Origin of the sequence: Streptosporangium sp. NPDC049644 (genome assembly GCF_040675205.1) — a bacterium.
GTDB classification, from domain to species: domain Bacteria; phylum Actinomycetota; class Actinomycetes; order Streptosporangiales; family Streptosporangiaceae; genus Streptosporangium; species Streptosporangium fukuiense.
In genome coordinates, this window is sequence record NZ_JBFAOJ010000092.1 from 21,189 (window position 1) to 35,926 (window position 14,738).

At 69.2% G+C, this 14,738-nt stretch carries 10 protein-coding genes; 5 read left to right on the plus strand and 5 right to left on the minus strand.

Translation table 11 applies throughout. The features are described from left to right. Positions 1-175: 175 nt before the first annotated feature. Positions 176-2,317: an anthranilate synthase component I gene (locus AB0J58_RS35325; protein WP_364224069.1), complete on the minus strand. Its 2,142-nt coding sequence runs from the start codon at positions 2,315-2,317 to the stop codon at positions 176-178. A 392-nt stretch (positions 2,318-2,709) separates the two neighbouring features. Between AB0J58_RS35325 and AB0J58_RS35330 the strand changes: the two genes are divergently transcribed. Further along, complete coding sequence (locus AB0J58_RS35330) at positions 2,710-3,738, plus strand: WYL domain-containing protein (RefSeq protein ID WP_364224071.1); 1,029 nt, start codon at positions 2,710-2,712, stop codon at positions 3,736-3,738. 16 nt (positions 3,739-3,754) lie between these two features. On the opposite strand, the gene AB0J58_RS35335 is transcribed toward AB0J58_RS35330, so the two are convergent. Continuing rightward, the gene (locus AB0J58_RS35335; RefSeq protein ID WP_364224073.1) at positions 3,755-4,669 is read right to left on the minus strand and encodes an SDR family oxidoreductase; all 915 of its coding nucleotides are present in this window, start codon (positions 4,667-4,669) and stop codon (positions 3,755-3,757) included. Positions 4,670-4,864: 195 nt separating this feature from the next. Further along, on the minus strand, positions 4,865-5,896 hold the full coding sequence (locus AB0J58_RS35340; RefSeq protein ID WP_364224075.1) for a LacI family DNA-binding transcriptional regulator: 1,032 nt from the start codon (positions 5,894-5,896) through the stop codon (positions 4,865-4,867). Between the two features lie 469 nt (positions 5,897-6,365). Here AB0J58_RS35340 and AB0J58_RS35345 point away from each other — a divergent pair, with 469 nt between their 5' ends. The 4 genes from AB0J58_RS35345 to mctP all read left to right on the plus strand — a co-directional run bounded on the left by AB0J58_RS35345 (position 6,366) and on the right by mctP (position 9,505). Beyond that, positions 6,366-6,920 (plus strand): VOC family protein, encoded by a 555-nt coding sequence (locus AB0J58_RS35345; protein WP_364224077.1) that lies wholly within the window; start codon positions 6,366-6,368, stop codon positions 6,918-6,920. Then, positions 6,920-7,561, plus strand: a complete 642-nt coding sequence (locus AB0J58_RS35350) for a carboxymuconolactone decarboxylase family protein (RefSeq protein WP_364224079.1) — start codon at positions 6,920-6,922, stop codon at positions 7,559-7,561. The genes AB0J58_RS35345 and AB0J58_RS35350 overlap by 1 nt, the downstream gene beginning before the upstream one ends. 134 nt (positions 7,562-7,695) lie before the next feature. Next, positions 7,696-7,905, plus strand: coding sequence for a DUF3311 domain-containing protein (locus AB0J58_RS35355; protein ID WP_343978427.1), 210 nt, complete (start codon positions 7,696-7,698; stop codon positions 7,903-7,905). 4 nt (positions 7,906-7,909) lie between these two features. Continuing rightward, positions 7,910-9,505, plus strand: a complete 1,596-nt coding sequence (gene mctP, locus AB0J58_RS35360; protein WP_364224081.1) for a monocarboxylate uptake permease MctP — start codon at positions 7,910-7,912, stop codon at positions 9,503-9,505. 56 nt (positions 9,506-9,561) lie between these two features. Here the strand turns inward: mctP and AB0J58_RS35365 are convergent, their stop codons facing one another. Together AB0J58_RS35365 and AB0J58_RS35370 are read right to left on the minus strand one after the other, a co-directional pair. After that, positions 9,562-12,882: a PQQ-dependent sugar dehydrogenase gene (locus AB0J58_RS35365; protein WP_364224083.1), complete on the minus strand. Its 3,321-nt coding sequence runs from the start codon at positions 12,880-12,882 to the stop codon at positions 9,562-9,564. A 118-nt stretch (positions 12,883-13,000) separates the two neighbouring features. Then, a complete protein-coding gene (locus tag AB0J58_RS35370) occupies positions 13,001-14,179 on the minus strand; it encodes a TIM barrel protein (protein ID WP_364224085.1) in 1,179 nt (392 codons plus the stop codon). Positions 14,180-14,738 lie beyond the last annotated feature (559 nt).

Here is a 14,738-nt window from a genome sequence, read left to right on the forward strand (position 1 = left end):
GGAGGGAGCGGCTTCCCGCCTCCCCTCGTCCGAGGTGGGCGACGGCCAAGGCCTGGCCGTTTCGATCCCAAGGACCTTGGCGGAGAGGCGATTCACCTGCCGGGTGAACCCGGCAATCCCCTTGCCGAACATGATGGTCATCCGGGGTGAGGGCCGGGTTCGAAATACCGGCTCTTTACCCGGACGTGCGGCAGAGCCGGAGAACGTTGGCGATGATCTTCGCTCCCGCGCCTCCCTCCGCGGTGAGGATCGACTCGGGGTGGAACTGCACCGCGAAGCGGCGCCGCTCCACGTCCTCGATCGCCATCACCGCGCCGTCGGGGGTGAGCGCGGTGGTGGTGAAACCGGCGACACCCGGCCGCTTGGCGTGGACCGAGTGGTAGCGCGCGGCGGTGAACTCCTCGGGGAGCCCGTCGAGCAGGGCGCTGTCGCCCAGCCGCCGGACCCGGCCACGCTTGCCGTGCTCGGGGTGGGACAGCAACTCCAGCGTGCCGCCCGCCTGCTCCACCATGCCCTGCAGTCCGAGGCAGACGCCGAACACCGGCAGGTCGCGCTCGTAGAGGGCGTCGATCAGGGCCGGGAGCCCGAAGTCGGAGGGCCAGCCGGGGCCCGGCGACAGCACCACCAGGGACGGCGCGATCTCGTCGATCATCGTGACGGGGAAGCCGTGCCGGAGCGTGACGACCTCGGCGCCCTGCTGGCGGAAGTAGTCGGCGAGGGTGTTGACGAAGGAGTCCTCGTGGTCGACGAGCAGGACCTTCATCCCGCTTCCCGGCGGCGCCGCGACCGCCTGGGGCTCGGCCTGCGCCTGCGGGCCCACGCCGACCGCCGCCAGAGCACCCAGCAGGGCGCTGGCCTTGAGCTCGGTCTCCCGCTCCTCGGAGGCGGGGTCGGAGTCGAACAGCAGCGTGGCCCCGGCCCTGACGGTGGCGACCCCGCCGCGGATCTGCGCGGTGCGCAGGGTCAGGCCGGTGTTCATCGAGCCGTCGAAGCCGATGTAGCCGACCGCGCCGCCGTACCAGCGGCGGGTGGTGGCCTCGTGGTCCTCGATGAACTGCATGGCCCAGGTCTTGGGGGCCCCGGTGACGGTGACGGCCCACATATGGGTGAGGAAGGCGTCGAGCGCGTCGAACTCCGGCCGCAGCCTGCCCTCGATGTGGTCGACGGTGTGGATCAGCCTGGAGTACATCTCGATCTGGCGCCGCCCGATCACCCGGACCGTCCCCGGCACGCAGACGCGCGACTTGTCGTTGCGGTCCACGTCCGTGCACATGGTCAGCTCCGATTCCTCCTTGACGCTGGACAGGAGGGTACGGATCGCGTCGGCGTCCTCGACCGGGTTGCTGCCCCTGGCGATGGTGCCGGAGATGGGGCAGGTCTCGACGCGGTCGCCGCTGACCCGGACGTACATCTCCGGGGAGGCGCCGACCAGATGCTCGCCCTCGCCGAGGTTGAACAGGAACTCGTACGGTGCCGGATTGACCTGGCGCAGTTCCCGGTAGAAGGCCGCCGGGTCGGTGCAGGGCGCGTGGAAGACCTGACCGGGAACGACCTCGAACAGGTCGCCACGGACGAACTTCTCCTTGGCCGCGGCCACCACCTGGGCGTAGGAGCCCTTCTCCGGGTCGGCCGGGAGCTCGGGCGGCGCGGGGGGCAGCGGTACGACCTCCCCCTCGCGGGCGAGCCCGTGGGTGGAGAGGCCGTCCACCGTGAACTCGTAGCGGAACTCCTTGCTGGTCTCCCGCTTGCGGTCGATCACCATCACCCGGTCGGGCAGGTGCAGCACGAGGTCGCGCTGGTCGGCGCCCCGCGGCAGGACCTGCCTGATCGGCTCGAACTGGAAGGCCAGGTCGTAGCCGAAGGAGCCGTACAGGCCCAGGTGCTCGTCCTCGCCCTTGAACACGGCGATGACCTCGCGGATCGCGGTGAAGACCGTGGGACGGCGGCTGCGCATCTCCTCGGGGAGGATGTCCTCGGACTCCGCCACGTGCACCTCGACGAAATCGCCTGTCGGCTCCTCGACGGGCTTGCCCGCCGCCAGCAGGCAGGACACGACGGCGGGCAGCACCACCCTGCCGCGGGCGTTCAGCGCGCGGGCGGAGATCCTGCGTCCCCTGGCCACGATCTCCAGGCAGGGATCGACGTAGGCGAGGTGCCATCGGCTGTAGCGGCCGGGATACTCCATCCCGGAGGAGAGCACTCCACCACGGCGCTCGCCGAGCGTCGTGACGACGTCCTCAAGCACCGTCTCCGGCACGTCGGACGCGGTGACCTCGATCCCCACGCCGCCGGCGGTGGTATATCGGCTCGTCTCCACTGCGTTATCGCCCCTTTGATTTCCCTGATGCCCAGAGGGAGCGGACGCAGAGAAGGCCGCCTCCCTGGGCGGCCGTCTGTCTGCTCGCGAATGCGAAACCTGCGCCGCCTAGAAGCGGCGCCACCACCGAAGGGCAACCTGGTATCGCATGTCGCCACAGTACCGGCGACGACCGTGATCATGCAACGTGATCCGCGCTGTGCCCGTCCTCCGGTCGGGGAGCACCGCTTTCCCTCGTGCGGAACGGCCCCGTCCGGCGCCGGTTTCGGACGCGAGGTCGATCCGGTCTACGCCGGCGTGGTGGTTCGCGTCCGCGACGTACCGCCGGACTGCGCCGCCTGCTCCTGGTGATCTCGGGTGGGGGTCCTCGGCCCGCGTACTAGGGTCGGAGGATGCGCGCGGCCAGGTTGATGTCGTTGGTGCTGCTGCTCCAGGCTCGGGGGCGGATGACCGCGATGGAGCTCTCCCGGGAGCTGGAGATCTCCGAGCGGACCGTCCACCGTGACGTGCTCGCCCTGTCGGAGGCCGGCGTGCCGGTCTACGCCGACCGGGGGCGGGGCGGCGGCTACCGGCTGCTGGACGGGTACCGCACCCGCCTCACCGGGCTGGACCGCGCCGAGGCCGAGGCGCTGTTCCTGTCGGGCGTGCCCGAGGCGCTGCGGGAGATGGGACTGGGCGAGGTGGCCGCCACGGCGCGGCTGAAGGCCTCGGCCGCGCTCTCCCCCGGCCTGCGGGACGCCCCTGTGACCGCCGCGCAACGCTTCCACCTGGACGCCCCCGGCTGGTTCGCGAGCGAGCGGCCTCCCCCTACGGCGCTGGCACCGCTGGCCAGGGCCGTATGGGGCGACCACCCGGTCACCGCCCGCTACCGGCGCCCCGCCCGTTCCCATCCGACCGAACAGACCGGACAGACCGGAGGGGCCGAGGCCGCCCGGCGGCGCCTGGAGCCGTACGGGCTGGTGCTGAAGGCGGGGGTCTGGTACCTGGCGACCCGGTCGGCGATCTATCGGGTCGATCGTTTCGACGAGGTCGAGCTCCACCCCGCCCTGCGCTTCGAGCGGGACGGCGCCTTCGACCTGGCCGCGTTCTGGAGTGAGAAGTCGGCACGGTTCGCGAACTCCCTGCTCACCATGGACGTCACCGTGAGGCTCAGCCCCGCCGCCCTTCGCCTGCTCCCCGTCATCGCCGACCGGGCGGCCCTCGACGACGCGCTGGCCTCCGTCGGCGAGCCCGACGAGCAGGGGTGGGTCACGCTCCGGCTGCCCGTCGAGTCGCTGGAGGTCGCCTACGACCAGGTCCTCCGTTTCGGCCCGGAGGCCGAGGTCCTCGACCCGCCCGACCTACGTGCCCGCGTCGCCGGCGCCGCCGCCCGCATGCATGACCTGTACGGCTCCCCGGGCGGCGGCGGGTCAGCCGGGTGACCGCTCCCGGCGCCGGTCAGCGGTAGCCGGTGGCGTCGGCGGGCCTGCCCTTGCTCTCGACCTCCTCGATATAGCGCCAGGCGTCGGGCCTGCTGCCGTCGAGGTCGGTGAAGCCGTACACCTGGGCGAGCCGCCCGCTGGAGACGGACTGCCCCGACCAGCGCATCCTGTCCTCGTCGGCGGCGAGGGCGACGACCGCGCGCCCGGTGTAGGAGGGCGACTCGGAGATCACGAAATGCGGCTGCTTCGCCGTGGCGTCCCGCCAGTTCTCCTCGGTGACGCCGAAGTTCTCCAGCATGCTCTCCGAGCGGAGCCAGCCGGGGGTCAGCGAGACCGCGCAACAGCCGTGCGGGCGCAGTTCGTGCGCCTGGGTGAAGGCCAGACGGTTCACCGAGAGCTTGGCCAGGTCGTAGAAGGCCGAGAGCCGGTAGTTGGCCAGGTTGTACTCCAGGGTGCCGTCGGTCACCTCGACCACCAGGCCGCCGGGGTTCTCGATCAGCAGCGGCAGGGCGTGATGGCTGGTGATCAGGTGGGTGTCGATCGCCAGCCGGAGGATGCGCAGGCCGTCGTCGAGCGAGTGTTCCCAGACGGGGACGTTCCACTCCGTCAGCGGGTCGGCGCCCCAGATGTCGTTGACGAGGAGGTCGAGCCTTCCCCGCTCACGCCGGATCCGCTCCACCAGGGCGCGCACCGCCTCCGGCTCCAGGTGGTCCACCTCGACCGCGATGCCCTGCCCGCCGGCGCGGGTCACGCGCTCGGCCGTCTCCTCGACGGTCTCCGGCCGGTTCATCTCCGAGCGTCGCCGCCGCGTGCTCCTGCCCGTGCAGTAGACCGTGGCGCCCGCGGCGCCCAACTCCACCGCGATCCCCCGGCCGGTTCCTCTCGTCGCCCCGGCGACCAGGGCGACCTTTCCTTCCAGCGTGCTGTTCATGGGACGAGCCTGGCGCGAAAAAAGGACATCCTCTGTCATGTTCTCGCCGCCCACCGTAGGAGATCGTCAGCCGGTGACCAGCGCCTCCTCCGGCCTGCCCCGCCGAACCCGGCGGGCTCCGGGAACAGCCGCGTCCCTCGACCTCCGGCACCAGGCCCTGGTCGGAGCCGGACGGCATGCCCGATGTCCTGACCGTCAGCGCGGGCCGCGGGCGGGGCCGGTGCTGCCGCGCGGGATCAGGGTGGCGGGGCGGTCCTCCACCGAGAGGGCGGCGGGTTCTCCGGCGATCAGTGCGAGCAGCTGACGGGCGGCACAGGCTCCGTAGGCGGGGATGTCCCGGGTGAGCGCGGTCAGCGGCGGGCGCACGACCTGCGAGAGCGGGGAGTCGTCCCAGGCGACGATAGACAGGTCGGCCGGAACGTCCAGAACCATCTCCTGTGCCACCGACAACCCGGCGACGGCCATTATGTCGTTGTCGTAGACGATGGCGGTGGGCCGCCGGGGCGAGCTGAGCAGCCGCCGGGTCATCCTGGCCCCCTCCTCACCGGTGTAGTCGGTGTGCACGATCAGATGCTCGACGCGCCCCGGGCCCGCGTCCTGGCACGCCTGCACGAAGGCCTGGTCGCGCAGCGTGGTGTGCACGAGCCTGGGCAGCCCCGCGACCCTGGCGATGCTCCGGTGCCCCAGCGCCACCAGATACTCCACGGTCTCCCTGATGGCCAGGCCGTCGTCCGACCAGACCGTGCTCAACGGACCTGCCTGCGAGGGGTGTCCGATCACCACGACCGGCATGTTCAGTGACCGCATCGCCTCCACCCGGGCGTCGCCGAGGTGCAGGTCCACCAGAAAGGCGCCGTCGACCCGCCCCTCCCCCCACCAGCGCCGGTACACCTCGATCTCCTGCGTGTGGTCGGCGACCACCTGCAGCATCAGCGCGTAGGACCGGTCCGCGAGCTCGGTCTCGATACCACTGATCAGCTCCATGAAGAACGGTTCCATGCCCAGGGTGCGGGCCGGGCGGAACAGCGCGAGGCCGATAGTGCGGGCGCGGGCACCGTTGAGGGCGCGCGCCGCGCTGTTGGGCTGCCAGCCGAGCTCCTTGGAGATCGCGAGAATGTTGGCGCGGGTGGCCTCCGAGACCCCTGGCTGCCCGTTGAGCGCGTAGGAGACGGCGCCCTTGGACACGCCGGCACGACGAGCGATGTCAGCGATCGTCGGACGTTTCACAGTTCCCCCTGATGAACCGGTTCTTATCGGCCAAGGATAGCGGGTCGGCTCACCGGGGAGAGGAAGGGCACGCTCCTGCCCCTCACTCCGGCAAGACGGGTCAACCCTCTGCTGCCAGCGGGTTCCATGAGCGAACCGGAGCCGAGGGATCGAGAGGCGGCACGCCGGCAACGCGGCGTTGACACCGCCGCCGCCTCGCACGTAACTTCCGAGTAACTTACTCGGTTCACCTCATAGGCTTCAACATTCAGGACCGCCCGCGGACAGAGCCGCCAAATCATGGGTCAACGTCGTCCAGTTTTTAAGTTAACCGATTAATGGAAGTCGGCACCCGTACGTAAAGAGCCGGTCGGCGCACACCCCCATCCGCGCCTTGGCCCCCTCCGGCGCGGGCGGGGCACCACACGCCGCCCACCTGCCCTCACCCTCCTGTGATAAGTAATGAATTACTCGAAGAAGCGAGGAGAACATGGCGGACAACAGCGAGTTCGAGCTACGCGGGATCAACCATCTCGCACTGGTGTGCTCGGACATGAAGCAGACGATCGACTTCTACTCCGGCGTCCTGGGCATGCCCCTGATCAAGACGATCGAGCTGCCGATGGGATGGGGACAGCACTTCTTCTTCGACTGTGGCGGGGGCAACGCGCTGGCGTTCTTCTGGTTCCCCGACGCCCCCGAGGGGATTCCCGGCGTCTCGGCGCCGAAGAACCTGCCGGACCGGGGCGAGATGCTCTCCGCGGTCGGCTCGATGAACCACATCGCCCTCGACGTCGCCCCGGACAGGATAGAGGAGTACCGCGACAAGCTCCTCGCCAAGGGCGTGGACGTCGGGGTGATCCTCAACCACGACGACAGCGAGTTCGGCGTGGCGCCCACCATGGGAGAGGGCGTGTTCGTCAGGTCGATCTACTTCAAGGATCCAGACGGCATCCTGGTGGAGTTCGCCGCCTGGACCAGGGAACTGGGCCTGCCCACCGACGTCCGGCACGAGCCGAGAACCGCCGCGGAAAGGACCGTGTGATGCCGCGCCTGCGCCAGGTCCCCCGCGCGGAGGCCACGGACCCGCTGACGCTCTTCTTCTACGACCGGCTGTTCGGCCCGGACAGGGACCCGGTGGCCGAACCGGGAACCGCGACCGGCTCCCCCGGCGACTGGTGGACCGTCTTCGCACTGGACCCGGTCATCCTGCGGCACTGCGTGAAGGGCTTCCAGCTGTACCGGGAGAGCAAGATCGACCCGGTGCTGCGCGAGCTCGGCCAGTCGCGGGCCGGCTGGGCCCGGGGCAGCCAGTTCGTCTTCTCACAGCACTGCAAGCAGATGCGGGCACTGGGGGTGCCGGAGGAGAAGGTCCAGGCGGTCGCGCACTGGCAGGTCAGCCCGCACTTCAACGAGCTGGAGCGGGCCGTGCTGGCCTACACCGACGGCCTGGTGCTCGACGGCGGCCGGGTGCACGACGAGATATTCGCGGTCCTGAAGGCGCACCTGCCGGACGAGCAGATCCTGGAGCTGACCTACATCACCTGCCTCTACGAAATGCACGCGACCATGTCAAGGGCACTCCGCCTGGAGTTCGACGACCGGCCGGAACCCGTCGTCGAAGCGGAGGCTCCCCAGGGGTACGGCACCCGTGACATCGCCGACGACATCGCCGGGCCGGGCTGACCTACCGTTCGTCGCGCCAACCGTTCCACTCGGCGCTCCGTGCCCCGAAAGGAAGGTCCAGGTAATTACGCTGCCGGTCAACCGATGGGGATGATCCTGCTCGGGCGTCCCCTCTCCAGCCACAGGAGACCGCGTTGACCACACCGAACGGGGACCGGAGCGATCGCAGCCCGTGGAACTGGCTGCTCATCGTGCCGATCATCCTACCTTTGCTTCCATTTCTCTACAATTCCGATGAACCCCGGCTTTTCGGCTTTCCGCTCTTCTACTGGCTCCAGCTCGCCTTCATCGCGGTCGGCGTGACCTGCACCTCGATCGTCTACCAGATGACCAAGCGGCGGTGACCGGATGGACGCGCACCTGACCGAGATCGTCATCTTCACCGTACTGTTCCTGCTCGTCAGCGGCATGGGGTTCGTGGCGGCGCGCTGGCGCCGCCCGGACAGCCTGGCCAGCCTCGACGAGTGGGGCCTGGGCGGCCGCAGCTTCGGCTCGTGGGTCACCTGGTTCCTGGTCGGCGGCGACCTCTACACCGCCTACACCTTCGTGGCCGTGCCCGCTCTGCTCTGGGGCGCGGGCGCGACGGGCTTCTTCGCGGTGCCCTACACGATCGTGGTCTACCCGATCGTCTTCCTGGTGCTGGTCCGCCTCTGGTCGGTCTCGCACGTGCACGGCTTCGTGACGCCCGCCGACTTCGTCCGGGCCAGGTTCGGCTCGCCCACGCTGGCGCTGCTGGTCGCGATCACCGGCATCGTCGCGACGATGCCCTACATCGCGCTCCAGCTCGTCGGCATCGAGGCGGTGCTGAAGTCGATGGGCGTGACCGGCCACCTGCCGATCATCATCGCGTTCGCGATCCTGGCCGCGTACACCTACCAGTCGGGCCTGCGCGCCCCGGCGCTGATCGCGTTCGTCAAGGACACGCTGATCTACATCGTGATCCTGGTCGCGATCATCGCGATCCCCGCCCAGCTGGAGGGCGGCTGGTCAGGGATCTTCGACGCCGCCCAGGCCAAGTTCGACGCCAGTCCCGCACCCGGCGACGGCATCCTGCTCAACGCCGGCAACCAGCTGCAGTACGTCACGCTGGCCCTGGGGTCGGCGCTCGCGCTCTTCCTCTACCCGCACAGCATCACCGGCGTGCTCGCCTCCAGGAACCGCGGCGTGATCAAGCGGAACATGTCCGCGCTCCCGGCCTACAGCCTGCTGCTCGGCCTGATCGCGCTGCTCGGCTTCATGGCCATCGCGGCCGGGGTCAAGCCCATCGGCACGGACAACAACACGATCGTGCCGCAGCTGTTCGACCGGATGTTCCCCGACTGGTTCACCGGCGTCGCCTACGCCGCGATCGGCATCGGCGCACTGGTCCCCGCCGCGATCATGTCCATCGCCGCGGCGAACCTGTTCACCCGCAACATCTACAAGGAGTACCTGAAGCCGAACGCCACCGACGCCGACGAGGCCCGGGTCTCCAAGATCACCTCGCTGCTCGTCAAGGTCGGCGCGGTGCTGTGCATCCTGTTCCTGGACACCGGCTTCTCCATCGACCTGCAACTCATCGGCGGCGTCATCATCCTGCAGACGCTCCCTTCCGTGGCACTCGGCCTCTACACCCGCTGGTTCCACCGCGGTGGCCTGATCTCCGGGTGGGTGGCCGGCATGGGAGCCGGGATGCTCCTGCTCTACAACATCGGCAACCCGGTCACCGGCAAGCTGCACTTCGCCGGCTCTGCGTTCCCGCTGGAGAAGCTGGGCCTCGACACCAAGATGACGGTCTACGCGGGCATCGTCGCACTGGCGGTCAACCTGGCCGTCGCCGCGCTCGGCACGGTCGTCGCGCGTGCCACCAAGGTGGCCGAGGGTGATGACGCCACCCTGCCAGACCACTACCTCGCCGACGAGGGCGATCCCAGGATCAAGGATCTGGACCTCACCGCCCACTGACGTCCCCACGCCGAGCGCGGGGGGAGAGCCGGTCAGGCCCTCCCCCCGCGCCCGCGTCATCCGCCGGCCGGGGCGCGAAGCTGCGCGATCAGCGCCTCCGCGTCTCGGACGAGCACGGCGCGCACCGCGGCGTCGGTCACCTTGCGCGGGTCGCGGGCGTGTTTCACGAACTGCTCCAGGGACTTGACGGCGTTCTTCGCCTTGCCCCTGTCCGCGTGCTTCCTGGCCTCCTTGAGCCGGTCGTTCAGCGAGTCGCCCTTCACCAGGCCCGCCGCCTTGAAACCGTCGAGGAGCTTCTGAAGATCGGCGAAGGAGGTCGTGACCTCGAACGCGACGGTCTGTTTCGTGACGTGGCCCGCCTTGTCCTTCGCGGTGACGGTCAGCGTGTTCGCACCGAGCGCCAGCCGCCACAGGTCGACCGGCTTGCCGGAGGTGACCTGCAGGTCACCGATGGCCGCCGTCACGCTCGCCACCCCCGAGGTCGCGTCCGACGCCGAGAAGACGGGGGTGAGGGACGCGGAGTCACCGTACTCACCGGCCTCCACCCCGCTCACGGACAGGACCGGGGCACCCTTGTCGATCCGCACCGTGACCCTGCCGACCTGCGAGACGTTGCCCGCGTTGTCGGTCGCCCGGTAGAACACCTCGACGGCACCCTCGGCACTCAGCGTGACCGGGTTGTTGGCGTTCGACCACGTGGTACCACCGTTGAGCGAGTACTGCCGGCTCGCCACCGTGCCGTTGTCGGTCGCGGTGACCGTCAGCGTGACGTTGCCGGTGTACCAGCCGTTCTCTCCGCCCGGCCGGGCGGGGGCGAGCGTGGCCGACACGGCCGGGGGCGTCTCGTCCCCGACCCCGACCCCCTGGAAGGTGAACCCGTCGACCTCCACGCCGCCGGTCGAGGTGACGTAGAGCTTCCCGCTACCGGTCGGGGCATCGGTGAACACGGTGTCCACGTTCTGCCAGCCCGCCCCGGCGGGCACGGTCGCGGTGGCGAACGGGTCCGCCGTCGCCGAGTCCCACCGCAGGGACAGCGTTCCCGCACCGGAGGCGCGGGTCCGCACGCCGGTGATGCCGGCGAAGTTCACCGGGTCGTACGCGATCCAGTCCCCGGCGTCGAACGACGTGATCTTCGCCAGGCCGGACGCGCTCTCGTCCTCCACCCTCGTGACACCGCTGCTCGCGTCCGCGTGCTCGGCCTGCAGTTGCCTGGGATTGAGGATGAGCGTGGCGTCGCCGAGCGCGCCGGGGATGTCACCGGCACCGTTGTCCCGGTAGCTCACCACCACGACGCCGAAGATGTTCTCGGTCTCGCCGTGCTCGGGGGCGTCGGCCGGCGTCGGCCAGGCGCCGGAGCATCCCGTGCCGAGGGTCTCCGGATGCGCGTGCACGTCGTGGCCGAGCCCGAAGGTCCACTGCACCCGGCTGCACACGGGGTTGTCCCCGTCCTCCTTGTCGGAGACCTTGACCTGGAAGGGCACCGCGTCGCCCCAGTCGAAGAAGGCACCGTCGCCCGGCATCTGAATGGTCACCTCGGGCGCGGTGTTGCCCACGGTTATCTCGGTCGAGGTGAGCCCGAACCTGCCCTGCTCATCGGTCACGCGAAGCCGGGCGGCGTACTGCCCGAGCACGGTGTAGGTGTGCGAGGCCGTGACGCCGGTGGCGTCGAAGGTCCCGTTGCCGTCGAAGTCCCACTCGTAGCGCAGCGGGCCCGGCTCGGTGTCGGTCGACGACGCCGCGCTGAAGTCGACGGTGAGGGGCGCGGTACTGCTCGACGACGGCTTGGCGGCGATCTTCGCCTGCGGGGTCTTGTTCCCCTCGGCGTAGTCGATGCGGTACAGGCCCGCGTCGGGGTTGGCGCGGAAGAAGCCGTCGCCGTAGTCGAGCACGTACAGCGACCCGTCGGGGCCGAACTCGATGTCCATCGGGCTGTCGGTGATCGGCATCGCCGCCGCGGTCAGCGCGCCGTTGGGCAGGAAGTGTTCGAGCTTGGTCACCGGCCTGTCCGGCGCCGTCACGGTGAACGCCGCGAGATAGTCCTGCGAGAACTCGGCGAAGAAGAACTTCTTGTCCCAGTACTCGGGGAACTTCGTCGTCGACGGGTTCGCCGCGTCGTAGTGGTAGACGGGGCCGCCCATCGGCCCCTGCCCGCCCGCCGCCTCGAAGTCGGTGAGCCCGGCCCACTCCGCCGGCTGGTGAGTGTTGTTGTCGCCGTAGTAGAGGTCCGCCGGGGTCGCGGGAGGCAGCGTGTCCAGCCCGGTGTTCCATCGCGAGGTGTTCGCCGGTCCGGCCGCGCAGTCGAACCACGCGCGCGGCGTCGAGGTCGCGAAGTTCCAGTCGTTGTAGTTGAAGTTGTCGCCGGTGCAGTACGGCCAGCCGCTGTTCATCGGCTTGTCGATGGGGGTGACGTTCCACTCGACGTAGCCCAGGGGGCCCCGGGCGGGATCGGGTGCTCCGGCGTCGGGGCCGTAGTCACCCCACGACACCGTGCCGGTCACGTCGTCGACGTCCATGCGGAAGGCGTTCCGCACACCCGTCACGAAGATCTCAGGACGGGTCTTGGCCGTTCCCGGCGGGAACAGGTTGCCGGCCGGGACCGTGTAGGAGCCGTCCTCCTGCACGGTGATCCGCAGGATCTTGCCGCGCAGGTCGTTGCTGTTGCCCGCGCCGCGCCGCGCGTCGAGCCCCGGATTCATCCCGGGGGCGTCGTTGTTGGGCGCCATGCCGTTGGCCCCGGGCGTGCCCGCGGGGGTGTTGTCACCGGTGACGAGATAGAGGTTGCCCTCGGCGTCCCAGTCCATGTCGCCCGCGACGTGGCAGCACTGCCCGCGCTGCGTCTCGATCCTGATGATGACCTGCTCGGTGGAGAGGTCCAGGGCGTCACCGGTCCATTTGAACCGGGACAGCTGGTTGTAGCCCCTCCACTGGTTCCAGTACGACTCGTCCGCGCCCGCGGGCAGCGAGTTGGGCGCCGACCCGGTGGGGGTCGTCTCCGGGTACGGCGCCGTCATCGTCTTCGGCGCGTAGTAGACGTAGACCCACTTGTTCCGGGCGAAGCCGGGGTCGATCGCGATCGTCTGGAGACCGTCCTCGGAGTTCGCGTAGACGGGGATCGTGTTGATGACCTTGGTGATGCCGGTGTCACCGTCGGTCAGGCGGATGTCACCGTTGCGGGCGGTGTGCAGGACCCTCCTGTCCGGGAGGACCGCCATGTCGATCGGCTCGCCGACGTTCTTGGTCAGCGTGATCTTCTCGTAGTTCGACCAGTGCGTGGCGGCTTCATGGGCGTGTGCGGGCGCGGGCACGGCGACCAGCACCACCGAGGGGAACAACAGAGCGGCGAGTGCCCTGCCGACCATCGTGCGGGTACGCTTCAATTTCCTGAGCCTCTTCTTCAGGGGGGTGTCAGGACAGGGCGGACCGCCACTCGCGCCGCGGCAACGGCAGCGATCACGTGGCGGTCCGCCGAACTTCTCGGGTTCTTCGAGCGGAGCGTCAGTGGCGACCGCGGCGCAGGGCGGCCATGTTCTTGTAGCTGAGATCGGCGTACTGCAGCGAGCGGCCCGGCTCCGCCGTTCCTCCGGGCGCGTTGTCCTGCTCGTACATCGGGTTGTGGCGCTTCTCTATGTCCAGCTTGGAGAAGAAGGCGCTGTAGTCGATGTCCCCGGTGCCGAACGGCACCATGTCGTAGCCGTTGGCGGTGGCCTCGTTGGCCTTGCCGTCCTTGGCGTGGAACAGCGGGAAGCGCTTCTCGTTCTGCCGCACGAGCTTCAGGGGGTCGAAGATGTCGGTCCTGGCGGAGCCGTCGCGCGCGGTGTAGGTGCGGTGCTTGAACCGGGCCACGTGCGCCCAGAAGATGTCCATCTCGAGATAGACGTGCCTGCGGCTGGTGATCTTGAGGAAGTACTCCAGCTTCCGGACGCCCGACGAGCGGGTGGGCCGGCCCAGCTCGTCGAGCGGACCCTCGTCGAGCAGGAAGCCGTACGCCGCGTCGTGGTTGTGCGTGTACAACTTGAGACCGGCGGCCGAGGCGATCGAGCCGAGGCCGTTCCATTTCTGTGCGGCGACGTCCCAGTCCGCCTTGTAGGCGCTGTTGGTCGGGTCGCCGCCGGTGCCCACGTGTTCCATGCCGAGGATGTTGGCGATCTCCAGGGTCCGCTTGAAGCGATCGAGGTCGGCCTCGGTGAGCGGCCAGGAGCCGGGGATGAAACCGTGGTTGCCCTGTGCCTTGAGCCCGTTGTCGTCGAGCCACCGGCGCAGCAGCCGGGCGCCCTCGACGGTCTCCAGATCGGCTCCGCCCTCGGCGTTCGCGTGCTGGCGGTAGCCCGCGAACTCCACCTGCTTGTAGCCGATCCGCGATAGCTCCTCGAACACGCGCCGGAAGCCGGCGGGCAGGTTCGTCGCCGGATCACGGGAGATCACGTCGCGGACGGTGTAGAGGATGATGCCCCGCTTGGCCTCCGGCACCAGCACGTTCTTGTCGCCGTGACCATGGCCGCGCTCCTGCTCGTCGCCGGGGGACGCGTACGCGGCCGACGCGAGCGGGCCGACCGCCGACATGGCGGCCACCGCGGTGATTCCCGTCGTGGCCGCGAGGAACTGGCGGCGGTTCAGCCCGAGCCTGCGGCGCAACGCGCCGGCGACCTCGTCGATCTCTTCTTCGTGTGCGCTCATCTTTTCCTACTTCCGTGTGGGTGGACGGAGCCCCGTGATCCCCGATGCCTCGACCGAGTGGCCACCGACCCCTTTCCGCCGCAGGTCCGACGGCGTCGCCCGGCAGGTCGCCTCCTCGCGGGGACCTGCCGTGGATGCCGCCGACCGACTCACTTCGCTCTCTCCATGCCGTGCAGAGAACTTGGCGTGGAAGTTACGCGTCTTTTACCCATTTAGGAAGCACTTTTGTCGTGATCACTTGAACTTTCTGTCGCCTACGACCAAAGTCGCCCTAGCGCACAATCTTGATCACCAGGTCCCGAACAGCCCCACCCCAGGGAGTCTTCCCAGGTAGACCTGGATGGACGCCCTCCGGAAGGCCGAACCAGGCTCCGGCTCACAGGAACCCGAGCAGGTTGATCCGGTAGGCGCCCACGGCTATTCACCTCCACGACACGCGGATCGACCTGCGACGAGCGTCGCACGACCCGGTCGGACGAGGGTTTTGGTTGAAAGCCTCACGACTTTCGCCCATAATCGGCAGAAGCCTCGGTCCGCCCCGCCGGCAAGGTACCTTGCC

What these genes read in the sequence shown, in the direction of transcription:
- AB0J58_RS35330 (WP_364224071.1), top strand. Translation starts at nt 2,710, where the DNA reads ATGCGCGCGGCCAGGTTGATGTCGTTGGTGCTGCTGCTCCAGGCTCGG.
- AB0J58_RS35335 (WP_364224073.1), bottom strand. Translation starts at nt 4,669, where the DNA reads ATGAACAGCACGCTGGAAGGAAAGGTCGCCCTGGTCGCCGGGGCGACG.
- AB0J58_RS35345 (WP_364224077.1), top strand. Translation starts at nt 6,366, where the DNA reads ATGGCGGACAACAGCGAGTTCGAGCTACGCGGGATCAACCATCTCGCA.
- AB0J58_RS35350 (WP_364224079.1), top strand. Translation starts at nt 6,920, where the DNA reads ATGCCGCGCCTGCGCCAGGTCCCCCGCGCGGAGGCCACGGACCCGCTG.
- mctP (WP_364224081.1), top strand. Translation starts at nt 7,910, where the DNA reads ATGGACGCGCACCTGACCGAGATCGTCATCTTCACCGTACTGTTCCTG.
- AB0J58_RS35370 (WP_364224085.1), bottom strand. Translation starts at nt 14,179, where the DNA reads ATGAGCGCACACGAAGAAGAGATCGACGAGGTCGCCGGCGCGTTGCGC.